We start from the raw sequence: 16,337 nt of genomic DNA, 5'->3' as shown, positions 1-16,337 counted from the left end.
GCCGACGTGGCGAAGATCGGTGGCAGCGCGACGATTGGCCAGGAGAGCAAGAACGGCTACGATCTGGGCATCCAGCACAACTTCTGATCGTCGGCTGCGCTTGCGCGGCTCGACCCGGAATGCAAAGCCGCCTTCGGGCGGCTTTTTTCATGGTGCATCCGCTTCGGCCGCCTGGGACAAACGCCGGGGCCAAGCAGAAGGTCGCACGGCTACACTGCGCCCGTCGAGCTGCTGATCCGGCGGTTTCTCGACGCGCCCGACTGCCCAACCGGCATGGGCACGCCGCTTGCGAAACCACCCACCCTGCATGCTTGCTTTCATCATTCGCCGCCTGGCCCAAGCCGTGATCGTCATGCTGGCGGTGGCCTTGATCGCGTTCATGCTGTTCCAGTATGTCGGCGATCCGGTCACCAACCTGATGGGACAAGAGGCCACCGCCGAGCAGCGCGCTCAACTGCGCGCCGATCTGGGGCTCGATCAATCCGCGGTCGTTCAGTTCGCGCGCTTCGTTGGCAACGCGGTGCAAGGCGAGTTCGGCCTCAGCCTGCGCCAGGGACGCAAGGTGTCGACGCTGATCACCGAGCGGTTCCCGGCCACGCTAGAGCTCGCGTTCGTCGCGGCACTGATCGCTTTGCTTTTCGGCATCCCGATGGGCGTCATGGCGGCGCTGCGGCGCGGGTCCTGGCTCGCCCAACTGTTGATGGGTTTTTCCCTGCTGGGCGTGTCACTGCCGACCTTCCTGATCGGCATCCTGCTGATCTTGCTGTTCGCGGTGACGCTGAACTGGCTGCCCAGCTTCGGCCGCGGCGAGCTGGTCAACCTGGGCGCATGGGCGACGGGTCTGCTGACCATCGACGGATGGCGCCACCTGCTGCTGCCGGCCATCACGTTGTCGATCTTCCAGCTGACGCTGATCATGCGGCTGGTGCGTGCCGAGATGCTCGAGGTGCTGCGCACCGACTACATCAAGTTCGCGCGCGCGCGCGGCCTGACCGACCGCACCGTGTACTTCGGCCATGCGCTGAAAAACACGCTGGTGCCGGTGATGACCATCACCGGCCTGCAGCTCGGCGGACTGATCGCGTTTGCGATCATCACCGAGACGGTATTCCAGTGGCCGGGCATGGGCCTGCTGTTCATCCAGGCAGTGCAGTTCGCCGACATCCCGGTGATGGCGGCGTACCTGTGCCTGATTTCGTTGATCTTCGTCACCATCAACCTGGTGGTGGATCTGCTGTACTTCGCCGTGGACCCGCGCTTGCGGGTCGATCGTGCGGTGGCGGCGCATTGACCTGGCCGGTCCTCCCATGAGCCCTGTTTCCGATGCGGTGCCGCCGCTCAGCGCTTGGCGCCGGTTTCTCGAGGGTGACCTCTGGTACAGCTTCCGACGCTCGCCGGTGGCGCAGGTTGCCGCGCTGCTCGTGCTTATCTGCGCGTTCTGTGCGGTGTTCGCTCCATGGGTGGCGCCCCACAACCCATTCGATCTGTCGACGATCGAGTTGGCCGATGCCCAGTTGCCACCCGCCTGGTTGCCGGACGGCCGCGCCACCTTCCTGCTCGGCACCGACGACCAAGGGCGCGACATCCTGTCCGCGCTGATGTACGGGGCGCGCATCTCGTTGCTTGTCGGCTTGGCCGCTGTCGCGCTGTCCTTGCTGTTCGGCGTGGCCCTGGGGTTGCTGTCCGGTTTTGCCGGCGGGCATGTGGACGCCTTCATCATGCGCGTGTGCGATGTGATGCTGTCATTCCCGGCCATCCTCATCGCCTTGCTGATCGATGGTGTCGGCCGTGCGCTCTTTCCGCATGCGCATGACACGGTGGCATTCACCGTGCTCATCCTGGCGATCGCACTGACCGGTTGGGTCAAGTACGCTCGTACCGTGCGGGGCTCGACACTGGTCGAACGCCACAAGGACTACGTGCAGGCGGCAAGGGTGATCGGTGTGGCGCCGCTGCGCATCATGTGGCGCCATGTACTGCCGAACGTGACCGGACCGGTGCTGGTGCTGGCAACGATCGACATTGCCGCGGCGGTCATCATCGAAGCCACCTTGTCGTTTCTCGGTGTCGGCGTGCCACCGACCAGCCCATCGTTGGGCACCTTGATCCGCATCGGCAATGACAACCTGTTGTCGGGCATGTGGTGGATCACCGTCTTTCCGGGCGCGGTGCTGATGATCCTGGCGCTGAGTGTCAACCTACTGGGCGACTGGCTGCGTGACGCGCTGAACCCCCGTTTGCAATGAGCCAGTCTCCGCTGCTTGAAGTCCGCCACCTGCGCGTCGAGTTTCCGACTCGGCGTGGCACTTTGCTGGCGCTGGACGATGTCAGCTTCTCGATCGCGCCGGGGGAGATCCTCGGCGTCGTCGGCGAGTCCGGTGCCGGCAAGTCGTTGACCGGCTCGGCCATCATCGGCCTGCTCGAGCCGCCTGGCCGCATCGCGGCGGGTGAGATATGCCTGGACGGCCGTCGCATCGACAACCTGAGCCAGTCCGAGATGCGCCGCGTGCGCGGCCGGCAGATCGGCGCCATCTTCCAGGACCCGTTGACGTCGCTGAACCCGCTGTACACGATTGGCCACCAACTGGTCGAGACAATCCGGACGCACTTGCCATTGTCGGGCGTGCAGGCGCGTGAACGGGCGATCGATCTTCTGCGCCAGACCGGCATCCCGGCGCCCGAGGCGCGCATCGACCAGTATCCGCACCAGTTCTCGGGCGGCATGCGCCAGCGGGTCGTGATTGCGCTGGCACTTGCTGCGGAGCCGCGGCTGATCGTGGCCGATGAGCCGACCACCGCGCTGGACGTGTCGATCCAGGCGCAGATCATTGCGCTGCTGCGGCGCTTGGCACGCGAGCACGGGGCGGCGGTGATGCTGGTGACGCACGACATGGGCGTGATCGCCGAGACCTGCGATCGCGTGGCGGTGATGTACGCCGGCCGCGTGGTCGAGATTGGCCCTGTACAGCAGGTGATCCACCACCCGGCGCACCCGTACACACAAGGTTTGATGGGGTCGATACCGGCGATGGACGATGACCGCGAACGCCTGGCGCAGATCGATGGCGCGATGCCGCGGTTGAATGCGATTCCGCCGGGCTGCGCCTTCAATCCGCGCTGCGGGCAGGTGATGCCGCGCTGCATGCGCGAGCGGCCCGACTTGATGGAGGCGCAAGCCACCCGCGCGGCTTGTTGGTTGCATGACGCGGGAGCCGTCGCATGAGCCAGCTGGTCGAAGTGCAGGACCTGGCCAAGGTTTTCGACGTGTCGGCCCCTTGGCTCAATCGTGTGGTCGAGCGTCAGCCGCGCCGCTTGGTGCATGCCGTCGATGGCGTCAGCTTCGGCATCGAGGCTGGTCGCACGCTGGCACTGGTGGGCGAATCCGGCTGCGGCAAGAGCACTGTTGCAAGGCTGCTGGTCGGGCTGCATGCGCCGAGTCGTGGCCAGGTGCTGTTCGATGGACAGCCGACGCAACAGACCCTGGCTTCCTCGCAGGCCCGTACGCTGCGGCGGCGCATGCAGATGATCTTCCAGGATCCGTACGCGAGCCTGAACCCTCGCTGGCGGGTCAAGGACATCGTCGCCGAACCCCTGCGTGAGCACGGGCTGGTGAAGGACAAGGCCGAGGTGTCCGACCAGGTCGAGGCGCTGCTGCGCGCGGTGGGTTTGGCGGCAGCCGACGCTGGTCGCTACCCCCATCAGTTCTCCGGCGGCCAGCGCCAACGCATCTCGATCGCTCGCGCGCTCGCCACGCGGCCGGAGTTCCTGATCTGCGATGAGCCGACGTCCGCGCTCGACGTGTCGGTCCAGGCTCAGGTGCTGAACCTGATGAAAGACCTGCAGCGTGAGCGCGGTCTGACCTATCTGTTCATTTCGCACAACCTGGCGGTGGTGCGGCACGTCAGTGACTTTGTCGGCGTGATGTACCTGGGGCGTCTGGTTGAACTGGCGCCCAAGGCGGTGCTGTTCGGGTCACCGCGCCATCCCTACACGCGCATGCTGCTGGACGCGATCCCCGACCTGCACATGAGTGGACGGGCGCGCACGCCGGTGCAAGGCGAAGTACCGAACCCACTGAATCCACCCAGCGGCTGTGCGTTCCATCCGCGCTGTCCGCACGCCAATGCGCGTTGCAGCCAGGAGCGGCCACGTTGGCAAAGCCTCGCAGGCATCCAGATCGCCTGTCACGCGGTGGAAGAGGGCCGGCTCTGAGCGCCTGCCGGCGCCTTCACATCATTGATGCGCACCCCGCAGGCCACATCAGCGGGCGTTCATGGCAGCCAGTCCGGTGCCACGTGATCACCGGGGCTGCAAACCAAGAGGGATCAGCGGGCGGGTGCGGATGCCGGTGAGGCGGCGGGGGCCGGCGCCGCCTTCGTGGCGGGTGGCAGGACCAGTGCACCACGCTGGCCGCAGCCGGCCAGCGTTGCCAGGCCGAAGGCCAGCACGGCAACGCCCAGCAAGACCCTGGCCCCAAGGCGCCTGGCGGGCGCCACTACACTCGACGCGGCGCGGTACGGCATGCCGCGAAGTGTACCGACGACCATGACTGATTTCGCCTTCACCGATGCCGAATACCACGAGCGCGCGGCCGCTGCACTTGCAGCGATCGAAGCTCAGATCGATCGCTGGCTCGACGAGGACCTGATCGACATCGACGGCCATCGTACTGGCGGGTTGCTCGAACTCGCGCTGCCCAACGGCAGCAAATTGATCATCAACACCCAGCCGCCCTTGCACGAGCTGTGGCTCGCCGCCAAAGCCGGCGGTTACCACTTCCGGCTGCAGCCTTCAGGCCAGTGGCTGGACACCAAAGACGGTGTGGACTTCTTTCAGCGCCTGTCCGAGCAGGCCAGCGCCCAGGCCGGCAAGCCCCTGACCTTCAGCCCCACCGTCTGACGCGCAGAGCGCCGCCGGCCTCCAGTCGCTTGCTCGGAGCCGGCCCCGCCGGCCCGCTGCAAGAGCTCCCTTTGGAGCAGCGACAGGGCAAGAAGTGTGCTGGGCGCCACTACCGGAACAGGTCCAGGATCCCCTTCTTCTCGTCTTCGGTCGGCGACTCGGGGGTCATCTCTTCGACGCCCAGCGTCGTCACGCCCTGGCCCGGGCTGTATTCGTCGTAGTACCACTCACCGGCGACATTGATCACGCCTTCGGGGGCCGGTGCCTCGGTGACCGGAATGCCTTTGAGGGCCTGGCCCATGTATTCGATCCACACCGGCAGCGACAAGCCGCCGCCGGTTTCGCGATCACCCAGCTTGCGGGGCGTGTCGTAGCCGATCCAGACGATGGCCGTCAGCGTCGGCTGGAAACCGGCGAACCAGGCGTCCATCGCGTCGTTGGTGGTGCCCGTCTTGCCGTAAATATCCGGCCGCTTCAACGTACCCTGCGCGCGCGCCGCGGTGCCGGAGCGGGTCACCTCCTGCATCAGGCTGTTCATCAAGAAGGCATTGCGGGCGTCGATCACCCGCTGTGATTCGTCGGGAGCCTTCAGATCGACCTGGTGCAACACCTTGCCGCGGGAATCGGTGATGCGGGCGATCAGGATGGGGTTGACGCGGTAGCCGCCGTTGGCGAACACGCTGTAGGCGGTGGCCATCTGCATCGGCGTGACCGAGCCGGCTCCCAAAGCCATCGTCAGGTAAGGTTCGTGCTTCTCGCGATCGAAGCCGAAGCGGGTGACCCAGTCACGCGCGTAGTCGACGCCCACCGCCTGCAGCACCCGGATCGACACCATGTTCTTCGATCGTGCCAGCGCGCGGCGCAGCGGGATCGGCCCGTCGAACGTGCCGTCGTAGTTCTTTGGCTCCCAGGGCTGGCTGCCAGTGGAGCCGGCGTCGAAGAACAGCGGCGCGTCGTTGACGATGGTGGCCGGCGTAAAGCCCTTCTCCAGTGCCGACGAGTAAATGAAGGGCTTGAAGCTCGAGCCGGGCTGGCGCCAAGCCTGGGTCACGTGGTTGAACTTGTTCTTGCCGAAATCGAAGCCGCCGATCATGGCCCGGATCGCTCCGGTGCCGGGCTCGATCGACACGAACGCACCTTCGACCTCAGGCTGCTGAGTCAGCGTCCAGTCGCCCTTGGCGTTCTTGATGGCTCGCACCACCGCCCCGCGTCGGATCTGGCGCTTGGCATCGGCATTGGCGGCCAACCCCGAGGCGACCGGCTTCAGCCCGTCGCCGGTGACGGTGACCGACTCGCCCGACTGCAGCACTGCCACGACCTTCTTCGGACCGGCTTCGAGCACCACGGCGGCTTTCAGTTCGTCGTTGTCGGGGTGATCGGCCAGCGCTTCGGCCACACGCGCATCGACCGCCTTCGGGTCGGCCGGCAGGTCGACATAAGCCTCCGGGCCGCGGTAGACCTGGCGGCGTTCATAGTCCATCAGGCCCTTGCGCAGCGCGCGGTAGGCGACCATCTGGTCGGCGGCCCGCACCGTCAGCTGCACCTGCAGGCCGCGGGTGTAGGCCTCGGGGCCATACTGGGTGTAGATCATTTGCCGCGCCAACTCGGCCACGTACTCGGCGTGCACCGGCAGGTCGGTGGGCACCCGGTACTTCAGCTCCTGCGCTTTGGCTTCGGCATGCTGTTCGGCGGTGATGAAGCCGTTGTCCAGCATGCGGTCGATGATGTATTGCTGGCGCACGGTGGCCCGGCGCGGATTGGCGATCGGGTTGTAGGCCGAGGGGGCCTTGGGCAGGCCGGCCAGCATCGCCGCTTCGGCGACGCTCAGGTCCTTCAAGGGTTTGCCGAAGTAGATCTCGCTCGCGGCGGCGAAGCCGTAGGCCCGCTGGCCCAGGTAGATCTGATTCATGTACAGCTCGAGGATCTGGTCCTTGCTGAGCTGGCTCTCGATCTTCAGCGCCAGCAGGATCTCGTAGAGCTTGCGCGTCAGTGATTTTTCGGTCGACAGATAGAAGTTGCGCGCCACCTGCATCGTGATGGTGGATGCACCCTGGCTGCCGATCGAGCCGAACTGCGCCAGCCCGGCGCGGATCACGCCGATGTAGTCGACGCCGCGGTGCTGATAGAAGCGGGCATCTTCGATAGCCAGTACCGCATCCTGCATGACCTTGGGGATCTCACCGATCGGCGTGAAAGTGCGGCGCTCGTCGCCGTACTCACCCAGCAACTCGCCTTCGGCCGACACCACCCGCAACGGCAGGCGTGGGCGGTAATCCGTGACGGAGTCCAGTTCTGGCAGGTTGGGGTAGGCGACTGCCAGTGCGATGGCTGCACTGATCAGGATCACCAGCAAACCGGCGCCGACGAGGCCCAACCCGCCCAGTGCCAAACGCACCGGCGCCGACCACCATGGTCGGGCTGTGGAGCCGCCTGAAGGGGACGAAGAAGTGGAATCGGCGCGGTCGGCTTCGCTCATGGGGCTCCTGCGATGGGCCGGCCGATTATAGAAATGAGGGCATATCCGGCCGCCAATATGGCGCCGGTCGAACAGGTCGTCAGCACACACCTGCTTTCTCGGGTGAACGGCTTGTCACAGTCGATGGTGAAAACCCTGGGACGAACCCCCTCGATATGACCGAAACACGTGTGCGAAGCGCAACGGGCAGCGGGTTTTGCCGGGCAGTTTTTCTTTGTTTCTCAACACTCTTGCTGCTAGGATTGAAGTGCTTTGTTAACTTTGCGTCCTGTTGTGGCGCCGCTGGAGCTTTGACTCGTGGGTTTTCTTGATCGCCTGTTGGGCCAAAAGCATCCGCAGATGATTGGCCTCGATATCAGCTCCTCCAGCGTCAAGTTGGTCGAGCTGTCCCAGTCCACATCCGGGGAACTGGTTCTGGAGCGTTTAGCGAGCGAGCCTTTCGAAAAGGGCTGGATCGTTGACGGCCAGATCGAGAAATTCGATGAGGTGGCCGATGCGGTGCGCCGCGTCGTCAGCCGCAGTGGCACGAAGACGCGCCACGTCGTGATGGCGATGCCTCAATCGGCTGTCATCACGAAGAGAATCGTGCTGCCGGCCGGCCTGCGCGAAGACGAGATGGAATTGCAGGTCGAGTCCGAGGCTCACCAGTACATCCCGTTCTCGCTGGACGAGGTCAGCCTGGATTTCTGCGTCATCGGGCCGAATGCAGGTTCGGCGGGTGACGTCGACGTGCTGATCGCCGCCTCGCGCAAGGACCGTGTGCAGGACCGGCAGGGCCTCGCGGAGGCCGCTGGGCTGACGCCGGTGGTGCTGGACATCGAATCCCATGCATCACGCCTGGCGATGGGGCGCCTGATCAATGCGCTGCCCGACCAGGGCAAGGACTCGCTCGTGGCGCTGTTCGAGATTGGCGCCGATACGACCAGCCTGAAGGTGCTGCGCGAAGAAGAAATGCTGTACGACCGCGACCAATCGTTCGGCGGCTCGCAACTGACCCAACTCATCTCTCGCCAGTACGGTTTTTCGTACGAAGAAGCCGAGCAGAAGAAGATCAGCGGTGACCTGCCCGAAGACTACGAACCCACCCTGCTGACGCCATTCGTTGACAGCCTGGCCCATGAGATCGGCCGTGCGCTGCAGTATTTCTTCACCAGTACACCGCACCACAAGGTGCACTATGTGATGTTGGCCGGCGGTACCGCCGCCATGCCAGGACTGCGCGAGCGCGTGAAGGACGTGACCGGCTTTGCGTCGAAGGTCGTCAACCCGTTCGAGAGCATGAAGCTCGGCTCCGCAGTGCGCGAAGCCAAGCTGCGCCGTGAGGCGCCGTCGTACTTGACGGCCTGTGGCCTGGCGATGCGGAGGTTCGTGCAGTGATTCTGATCAACCTCCTTCCCCACCGCGAAGCGCGGCGCCAGGAACGCAAACGGGCGTTCTATTCAGCCCTGGGTCTGGCTGGCATCGTCGGTGTCGGCCTTGTGATCCTTTGGTTTGGCGTGTTGCAGCAGCTGACGTCGTTCCAGGAGACGCGCAACCGGTTCCTGTCTGACGAGATCAAGAAGCTCGAGGAGCAGATCAAAGACATCGCCGCGCTGCGTGCTGAGATCGATGCGCTGAAAGCGCGTCAGAAGGCTGTGGAAGACCTTCAGGCCGATCGCAACGTGCCGGTCTATCTGCTGGATGAACTGGTCAAGCAAACGCCAGAAGGCATCTACCTCACCTCCGTCAAGCAGAACGGCAACGTGGTCACGGTGGGTGGCATGTCGCAAACCAACGAGCGCGTGTCCGAAATGCTGCGCAACACGGCCTATAGCTCCCCCTGGCTCGAACGGCCGGAATTGGTGGAGATCAAGGCAGTGACGCTGGGCAAAGACCGCGACCAGCGCCGGCTGTTCAACTTTTCGATGCGCGTGTCGATCAAGCGTCCTCAAGCGCCATCGTCGGCGGCAAGCGGCGCCAGTGGCGTGCAGGGCGGCGCCAAGCCGGCCAGCGCGCCGGCGGCCACCAAGCCGGCCAAGGTTTCGTGAGGCGCATGATGGCCACCAGCAAATCCACCACCCCCCGCATCGACGTTGGCGCCGCCTTGAGCCGCGGCGCAGCGCAGTTCCGCGACCTCAACCCCAAAGAGCCCGGCCAATGGCCGATCCTGCCGAAGATTGCCACCTGCATTGCCGTGGCGATTGCCGTCGTCGGCATCGGTTGGCTGGTCGTGCTCAGTGACGCCGACAAATCCTTGGAGGCCGCGCGAGCCAAGGAGCCGAAGCTGAAAAGCGACTATCGCTCCAAGCTCACCCAGGCGGTGAACCTGAACGAGTTGAAGAAGCAGAAGGAGCAGGTCCAGGAGTATGTGACCCAGCTCGAGAAGCAACTCCCCGGCAAGGCCGAAATGGACGCGTTGCTATCGGACATCAACCAGGCCGGGATCGGGCGCGGGCTGCAATTCGAATTGTTCCGCCCAGGCCAAGTCGTCGTGAAGGACTATTACGCCGAGCTGCCGATTGCGATCAAGGTGTCGGGCCGCTACCACGATGTGGGCTCTTTCGTGGCCGATGTTGCCAACCTTTCACGCATCGTCACGCTTCATAACCTGAGCATCGCGCCGCCAGCGAAGGACACTTCGGGCAACTTGATGATGGAGGCGACTGCGCGCACCTACCGCTACCTGGATGCCGCGGAAGTGGCCGAGGTCAAGCGCGCCGCCGCCGAGGCCAAGTCGAAGAAAAAGGGCAAGAAGTCATGAAGCGCCTTGGATTCTGGGCAGTGCTTGGCGCGGCATTGGTCCTGACTGGCTGCGGCGCCAACACCGACGAGTTGACCCAATGGATGGAGCAGCAAAAGCGCGAGGTCAAGCCCAGTGTCGAGCCGATCGCCGCGCCTAAGAAATTCGTGCCGCAGCCTTATGCGTCGATCACGGGCATCGAGCCGTTCAGTTCGCAGAAGGTCCTGGCGGGCACACGCATGGACAGCGGCCAGTCGAATGCCATGGTCGCCGCGCAGTTGCGCCGGCGCAAGGAGCCGCTCGAAGCCTATCCGCTGGATGCGATGAAGATGGTGGGCACCGTGACTCGTCAGGGCAGGCCGCATGCGCTGATCGAAGTCGACAAGCTGCTTCACTACGTGAAGTCTGGCGAGTACATCGGTCAGAACTACGGGCAGATCACGAAAATCGGCGAAACGGAACTGTCGCTGCGCGAGCTCGTGCAGGACGCGGCGGGCGAATGGATCGAGCGCACCACGACCCTCCAGCTTCAGGAGAAGGCGCAATGAATTACAAGTTGGAGTCACGCAAGATGCGCAGTTGGACTGTGGGTGGGCTGCTGTTGGCCCTGGGCCTGGCAACGCCGGGGTTGACCTGGGCTCAGAACCTGATCCGCTCGATCAGCAGCAACCAGCAGGCGACCGGTGAAGTCATTCGTGTCGAACTGTCGGAGCCGCTGTCGGCTGCACCGGCCGGCTTTGCCATTCAGTCTCCGCCACGGGTCGCCATCGATCTGCCCAATGTCGGCAATGGTGTCGGCAAGTCGGCCGTCGACATCAACTCGGCCAATGTCCGCAGCGTCAATATCGCCAGTTCGGGCGATCGGACGCGGCTGGTGCTGAGTCTGAAGCAACCGGCCAACTACCGCACCGAATTGCAGGGCAAGTCGCTGCTGGTCATGTTGGACGCGGCGCCCACTTCTGCGTCGACGGCGTCGACCGGCGCCGCCACGCAACCGGTTCATTTCGCGAGCAGCCAGAACACTGAACAGCTGCCGCTGCGCGACATCGACTTCCGCCGTGGCCCTGATGGATCGGGGCGCGTCATCGTCGGCTTGGCGAGCACGCAGATCGGGGTGGATCTGAAGCAACAGGGTCAGAATCTGGTGGTCGAGTTCCTGCGCTCCACGTTGCCCGAAACGCTGCGGCGCAGACTGGACGTTTCTGATTTCGGCTCGCCGGTGCAGGCCATTTCCACCACGCAGAGCGGAGACCGCGTCCGCATGGTGGTCGAGCCGCGTGGCGCATGGGAACACAGTGCCTATCAAACCGACACGCAGTTCGTCCTGGAAGTGCGGCCCATCAAGATGGACCCGAACAAGCTCACCCAGGGGCCGGGTTATCAGGGCGAAAAGCTGTCGCTGAACTTCCAGAACATCGAGGTTCGCTCGTTGCTGCAAGTCATCGCCGACTTCACGAACTTCAACGTGGTGACGAGCGATACCGTGACCGGCAACGTCACCCTGCGTCTGAAAGACGTCCCTTGGGATCATGCGCTGGACATCATCCTGCAGGCCAAGGGCCTGGGCATGCGCAAGTCGGGCAACGTGCTCTGGATCGCACCCAAGGACGAACTGGCGGCCAAGGAGCAAGTGGACCTGGAAGCGAAGAAGAAGGTGGCTGACCTGGAGCCTGTGCGCACCCAGTCGTTCCAGCTGAACTACACCAAGGCTGAAGACATCGCTCGTGCGCTGCTGGGTCAAATGGTGGGCTCGGATGGCAAGGCCGTGAATGTAGGGTCTTCCGGTGGCGCTGGTTCCAACAACGTCCGTATCCTGTCGCAGCGGGGCACGGTGCTGGCGGAAGGCCGCACCAACCAGTTGTTCATCTCCGACATTCCGTCGAAGTTGGAAGAAGTCGCGGTGATGATCGCGAAGATCGACATCCCCGTACGGCAGGTGTTGATCGAGGCGCGCATCGTCGAAGCGGATGACAAGTTCGGCCGCGCACTCGGCGTCAAGCTGGGCAGCACCGACTTGCGCGGCTTGCGCGGGGGCATCCCAGGCTACTCGCTGGGCGGCAACAACTACCTGACCGTCGGTGGCAACTATTCGAACGTGGGCGTTCAGACGCTGCAGACACCCAACACCGCCACGAGTTATCTGCCTGACTCGCAGTTCGTCAACCTGCCGGCCAGTACGGGAACGATCAGCACGGCGTCTGCCGCCACCTTTGCACTGTCACTCTTCAGTGCGACCGCGAATCGCTTTCTGAACCTGGAGCTTTCGGCGCTCGAAGCCGAAGGCAAGGGCAAGATTGTTTCGAGCCCGCGCGTCATCACGGCCGATCAGGTCAAGGCGATCATCGAGCAGGGTGAGCAGATTCCCTACCTTGTCGCCTCATCGAGCGGAGCGACCTCGGTCCAGTTCCGCCCGGCGGCGCTCAAGCTGGAGGTTGTGCCGCAGATCACGCCGGAGGGCAACGTCATTCTCGATGTTGACGTGGCCAAAGACAGTCGAGGCGAAGCCACCATAGCCGGCCCGGCCATCAACACCAAGCACGTGAAGACACAGGTGCTGGTGGAGAATGGCGGCACCGTGGTCATCGGCGGCATCTTCACCCAAAATGAACGCGAAGACGTCAACAAGGTGCCCTTCCTGGGAGACATTCCCTATCTGGGCAACTTGTTCAAGGAGCGCGTGAAGTTGAGCAACCGTACCGAGTTGCTGATCTTCCTGACGCCGAAGGTCGTGACTGATCGTTCCGCCGCACGTTGACTTTGGTCCGTATCGGCGAAAGAAGAGTTCTGGAGTTTCTAATGATTCGATGGTTTATTCGCATGCTGGCCGCGGGCTCGCTGGCCCTCCTTGCATCGTGCGGCGGCGGCGGTGGGGACCCTGGTAGTTGCACCTTGTGCAATGGTGATGGCGAGGAAGTCGAAGTGGCTGACTTGATCATTACGCTGAGTTCTTTGAGTATCACCAACTCAGGGGCGGATACGGTTACTGCGACCGTGACCGCGTTGGACGACAACCGCGCGGCGGTCAGTGGCGCCACGGTCGTGACATCGGTTGACTCCAATGCAGTCGCAACGGTCAGCGGCACCACGACGGACAGCAACGGCACGGTTACCGCTGTCGTCAGTATTGGTGCGGACAAGTCGAACCGCACCGTCACGATTTCGGCCACGCACGGCACCTTAACGCGGCAGGTGACCTTCCAAGTGACGGGCGCCAGGGTCACTTCGACCTATGCCAGTTCGGTGACACCCGGATCGAGCGGCAACGCAGTGCGCTACTTGGTTACCGACATCAACGCTACGCCGCTCGCGAATCAAGAAATCTCCGTCTCTGGCAATGGTCTGCCATCGGTCACTGGCGCGACATCGGACGCAGGGTTCTTCGACTACGTCTACGATGCTCCCGATGAGGCGGGCACGCTGACGATCACGGCGACCGCCGCTGGCGTGTCGGACACTGCCATCGTGCAGGTTCAGGCTACCGGTGGGGTTGACGATGCCGTTGGTCCGGTGAGTTCTGCCTCGGTGTCGGCGAGCCCGAACACCGTGTCGACCAACACCGAAGGCAGCTCTGCGAATCAATCGCAGATCCGTGCACTCTTCGTGCGGGCGAACAACAGCCCTATCCAGAACGTGCGTGTCCGGTTTGACCTGGACGGTGATGTGAACAGCGTTGGCGGCACGCTCAGTTCCGGCAACAGCATGCTGTACAGCTCGGCAGTGGGTACAGTCACCACGTCTTACATCCCGGCCACGCGGTCAAGTCCGACGGATGGCGTCACGATTCGTGCGTGTTGGGACTACACCGACTTTGCCGCTGGCGCCTGCCCTAACGCCGTCAGGACCAAACTGACCGTGACCTCGGAAGCGATCTCGGTCACTATCGGGACCAACGGCGAAATTGTCGTGGGTGATGCTGATCTCACCTACATCAAGCAGTTTGTCGTGATGGCAGTTGACTCCGCGGGTAATGCGATGTCGGGCGTGACCATCAGTCCGGTGGTCGACATCGTCGCTTATCGCAAGGGCGAGTTCGTCATTGCCGGGCAGTGGGAGCAGGACGCCACCGACCAGTGCGCCAACGAAGACCTGAATCGAAACGGTGTGCTCGATACTGGCGAAGATGTCAATTCGAGCGGAATCCTCGAACCGCGCAAGGCTGATATTTCGATTCGAATGGTCGGTTCGAGGACGACCGACGAAGCTGGCATGGCGATCTTGCAGTTGGAGTACCCACAAAGCGTTGCTAGCTGGGATTTCTTCAACATCACGGTGTCGGCTAGCGGTGTATCGGGTACCGAAGGGTCTGCTTCATTTTCTGGCTGGTTGCCTGTGCCGGCAGATGAGGTAACCGACACCGACTCTTCGCCTCCGTTCCAGTTCAGCCCATATGGGATTGGCCTCTGCACCCAAGCGCCCTGATGCCTGATCCCGGGCTTCCGGAAGAGCCCGGGACTTCGCGGCACAGAGGGGCGAATGCGCACTCGATTGCACGCGACGAGAACTGCTCGTCAATGACCGTCGTTCTGGTCGGCATGCCCGGCTGTGGCAAGTCCACCGCCGGGCGCCAATTGGCTCGTCATCTGGGCTGGCGATTTGTCGACTCGGATACCGAGATCGAGCATGAGATCGGTGGTTCGATCCGGGCCTACTTCGACGAACACGGCGAAGAAAGCTTTCGCGAGATCGAACAGCGCGTGATCGATCGCCTCACCAAGCCGGAGCGCTTGGTTTTGGCCACCGGGGGGGGCGCAGTGCTGCGCCAACCCAATCGCGAGGCGATGGCGCAAGCGGGGAACCAGGTGGTCTACCTGCGAGCGACGCCGGAGGATCTGGCGCGTCGCCTGCGGTACGATACGCAGCGACCGCTGCTGCAAGGCGGTGACCCGCTGCGCAAGCTGCGAGATCTCTTCCGGCAGCGTGATCCGCTCTACCGCGAAGTGTCGAGCTTCGTCATCGACACAGGGCGAACGTCCGTTCCCACCCTGGTCAATCTGTTGAGCATGCAGCTCGAAATGGCCGGGTTGAGCCGCAAAGCCTGACGGACCGGACCGCCCGTTCCCGCCCACTCCGGCGGTCGAGCCTCGTTCGACCGCTCGCCGCCGCTTAAACTGCCAAGCCATGAACTTGGCCTCCATCGATCCCTCCGTGTTGCGGGATGTTGAGCGTGTGCCCGTCGCCTTGGGCGACCGGTCCTACGACATCGTGATTGGTTCCGGCTTGCTGGCGGACGACGCCTGCTGGCATGGATTACCGGCGGCTCGGCATGCACTGATCGTGACCAACGACACCGTTGGTCCGATCTATGCGGGCGGGCTGGCCCAGCGGCTCGCGGGCGCGTACCCGGAGATCGAAGTCATCAGCCTGCCCGACGGTGAAAGCTTCAAGGATTGGTCGACGCTGAACCAGATCTTCGACGCCTTGTTGGGAAGCGGCTGTGATCGCAAGACCGTGTTGTTCGCATTGGGCGGCGGGGTGATCGGTGACATGACCGGCTTTGCCGCCGCTTGCTACATGCGCGGCGTGCCGTTCGTACAGGTGCCCACCACGTTGCTGGCCCAGGTCGACTCGTCGGTGGGCGGCAAGACGGCTATTAACCACCCGCTGGGCAAGAACATGATCGGAGCGTTCTACCAGCCGGCGCGGGTGCTCTGCGATCTCGACACGTTGGCCACGTTGCCTGATCGTGAACTGAGCGCAGGATTGGCCGAGGTCATCAAGTATGGCCCGATCGCCGACGCCGAACTGATGACATGGTTGGAGGCCAACATGGCAGGTTTGCGCCGCCGAGAGCCGGCACTGCTGCGACACGTGGTTCGGCGCTCATGTGAGATCAAAGCCCGGGTGGTCGGCGCCGACGAGCGGGAGGGGGGGCTGCGAGCCATCCTGAACTTCGGACACACCTTTGGCCACGCCATCGAGGCCGGTCTGGGATTTGGCGTTTGGTTGCATGGCGAGGCGGTGGCCGCGGGCATGGTGATGGCGGCTGAGCTCTCCGAACGATTGGGGCTGACCCCGCCCGGACTGCGCCAACGCTTGAGCAGCCTGATCGAAAGCGCCGGGCTGCCTGTGTGTGGACCGGCGCTGGGGGCTGCCGAGTACCTGCGCCACATGCGTGTCGACAAGAAGGCGGAGGATGGAGACATCCGCTTCGTGCTGATCGAAGGGCTCGGCCAGGCCGTCCTGCGCAGTGCACCCGACGGCCTGGTTGCCGAGTGCATCGACGCCCACTGCGCGTGATGGGGC

At 63.7% G+C, this 16,337-nt stretch carries 15 protein-coding genes; 13 read left to right on the top strand and 2 right to left on the bottom strand.

Annotation, left to right across the window (positions count from 1 at the left end):
• The first annotated feature begins 307 nt into the window (after window positions 1-307).
• The 4 genes from VFY73_RS00325 to VFY73_RS00310 are packed head-to-tail and all read left to right on the top strand — an operon-like array spanning window position 308 to window position 4,212.
• Window positions 308-1,291, top strand: a complete 984-nt coding sequence (locus tag VFY73_RS00325) for an ABC transporter permease (protein WP_329715903.1) — start codon at window positions 308-310, stop codon at window positions 1,289-1,291.
• Between the two features lie 16 nt (window positions 1,292-1,307).
• Window positions 1,308-2,246 carry an ABC transporter permease gene (locus VFY73_RS00320; protein WP_329715902.1) on the top strand — a complete coding sequence of 313 codons (939 nt, stop codon included), beginning with the start codon at window positions 1,308-1,310 and terminating at the stop codon, window positions 2,244-2,246.
• Window positions 2,243-3,223 (top strand): ABC transporter ATP-binding protein, encoded by a 981-nt coding sequence (locus VFY73_RS00315; protein ID WP_329715901.1) that lies wholly within the window; start codon window positions 2,243-2,245, stop codon window positions 3,221-3,223. Before VFY73_RS00320 ends, VFY73_RS00315 begins: the two co-directional genes overlap by 4 nt.
• The gene (locus VFY73_RS00310) at window positions 3,220-4,212 is read left to right on the top strand and encodes an oligopeptide/dipeptide ABC transporter ATP-binding protein (RefSeq protein WP_329715900.1); all 993 of its coding nucleotides are present in this window, start codon (window positions 3,220-3,222) and stop codon (window positions 4,210-4,212) included. The genes VFY73_RS00315 and VFY73_RS00310 overlap by 4 nt, the downstream gene beginning before the upstream one ends.
• A gap of 113 nt (window positions 4,213-4,325) precedes the next feature.
• On the opposite strand, the gene lptM is transcribed toward VFY73_RS00310, so the two are convergent.
• Entirely contained in the window at window positions 4,326-4,523 is a 198-nt protein-coding gene (lptM, locus tag VFY73_RS30395; RefSeq protein ID WP_414654347.1) for an LPS translocon maturation chaperone LptM, read from the bottom strand.
• 22 nt (window positions 4,524-4,545) lie between these two features.
• Here lptM and cyaY point away from each other — a divergent pair, with 22 nt between their 5' ends.
• The gene (gene cyaY / locus VFY73_RS00305) at window positions 4,546-4,899 is read left to right on the top strand and encodes an iron donor protein CyaY (RefSeq protein WP_329715899.1); all 354 of its coding nucleotides are present in this window, start codon (window positions 4,546-4,548) and stop codon (window positions 4,897-4,899) included.
• A gap of 109 nt (window positions 4,900-5,008) precedes the next feature.
• On the opposite strand, the gene VFY73_RS00300 is transcribed toward cyaY, so the two are convergent.
• Window positions 5,009-7,375, bottom strand: a complete 2,367-nt coding sequence (locus tag VFY73_RS00300; protein WP_329715898.1) for a penicillin-binding protein 1A — start codon at window positions 7,373-7,375, stop codon at window positions 5,009-5,011.
• 339 nt (window positions 7,376-7,714) lie between these two features.
• Here VFY73_RS00300 and VFY73_RS00295 point away from each other — a divergent pair, with 339 nt between their 5' ends.
• The 8 genes from VFY73_RS00295 (at window position 7,715) to aroB (ending at window position 16,331) form a co-directional block, all read left to right on the top strand.
• Window positions 7,715-8,752 (top strand): pilus assembly protein PilM, encoded by a 1,038-nt coding sequence (locus tag VFY73_RS00295; protein ID WP_329715897.1) that lies wholly within the window; start codon window positions 7,715-7,717, stop codon window positions 8,750-8,752.
• Complete coding sequence (locus VFY73_RS00290) at window positions 8,749-9,402, top strand: PilN domain-containing protein (RefSeq protein ID WP_329715896.1); 654 nt, start codon at window positions 8,749-8,751, stop codon at window positions 9,400-9,402. The genes VFY73_RS00295 and VFY73_RS00290 overlap by 4 nt, the downstream gene beginning before the upstream one ends.
• Before the next feature lie 8 nt (window positions 9,403-9,410).
• Complete coding sequence (locus tag VFY73_RS00285) at window positions 9,411-10,115, top strand: type 4a pilus biogenesis protein PilO (protein ID WP_329715895.1); 705 nt, start codon at window positions 9,411-9,413, stop codon at window positions 10,113-10,115.
• Window positions 10,112-10,642 (top strand): pilus assembly protein PilP, encoded by a 531-nt coding sequence (locus tag VFY73_RS00280; protein WP_329715894.1) that lies wholly within the window; start codon window positions 10,112-10,114, stop codon window positions 10,640-10,642. Before VFY73_RS00285 ends, VFY73_RS00280 begins: the two co-directional genes overlap by 4 nt.
• Entirely contained in the window at window positions 10,639-12,849 is a 2,211-nt protein-coding gene (gene pilQ, locus VFY73_RS00275; protein ID WP_414654346.1) for a type IV pilus secretin PilQ, read from the top strand. Before VFY73_RS00280 ends, pilQ begins: the two co-directional genes overlap by 4 nt.
• 41 nt (window positions 12,850-12,890) lie before the next feature.
• Window positions 12,891-14,513 (top strand): hypothetical protein, encoded by a 1,623-nt coding sequence (locus VFY73_RS00270; RefSeq protein ID WP_329715893.1) that lies wholly within the window; start codon window positions 12,891-12,893, stop codon window positions 14,511-14,513.
• A 92-nt stretch (window positions 14,514-14,605) separates the two neighbouring features.
• A complete protein-coding gene (locus tag VFY73_RS00265; RefSeq protein ID WP_329715892.1) occupies window positions 14,606-15,133 on the top strand; it encodes a shikimate kinase in 528 nt (175 codons plus the stop codon).
• Between the two features lie 79 nt (window positions 15,134-15,212).
• On the top strand, window positions 15,213-16,331 hold the full coding sequence (aroB, locus tag VFY73_RS00260) for a 3-dehydroquinate synthase (RefSeq protein ID WP_329715891.1): 1,119 nt from the start codon (window positions 15,213-15,215) through the stop codon (window positions 16,329-16,331).
• Window positions 16,332-16,337 lie beyond the last annotated feature (6 nt).

The organism is Ideonella sp., from assembly GCF_036277275.1.
Taxonomy (GTDB): domain Bacteria; phylum Pseudomonadota; class Gammaproteobacteria; order Burkholderiales; family Burkholderiaceae_C; genus Ideonella.
The sequence above is the reverse complement of the archived record's forward strand: the minus strand, read 5'-3'. Positions and strand labels throughout refer to the sequence as shown.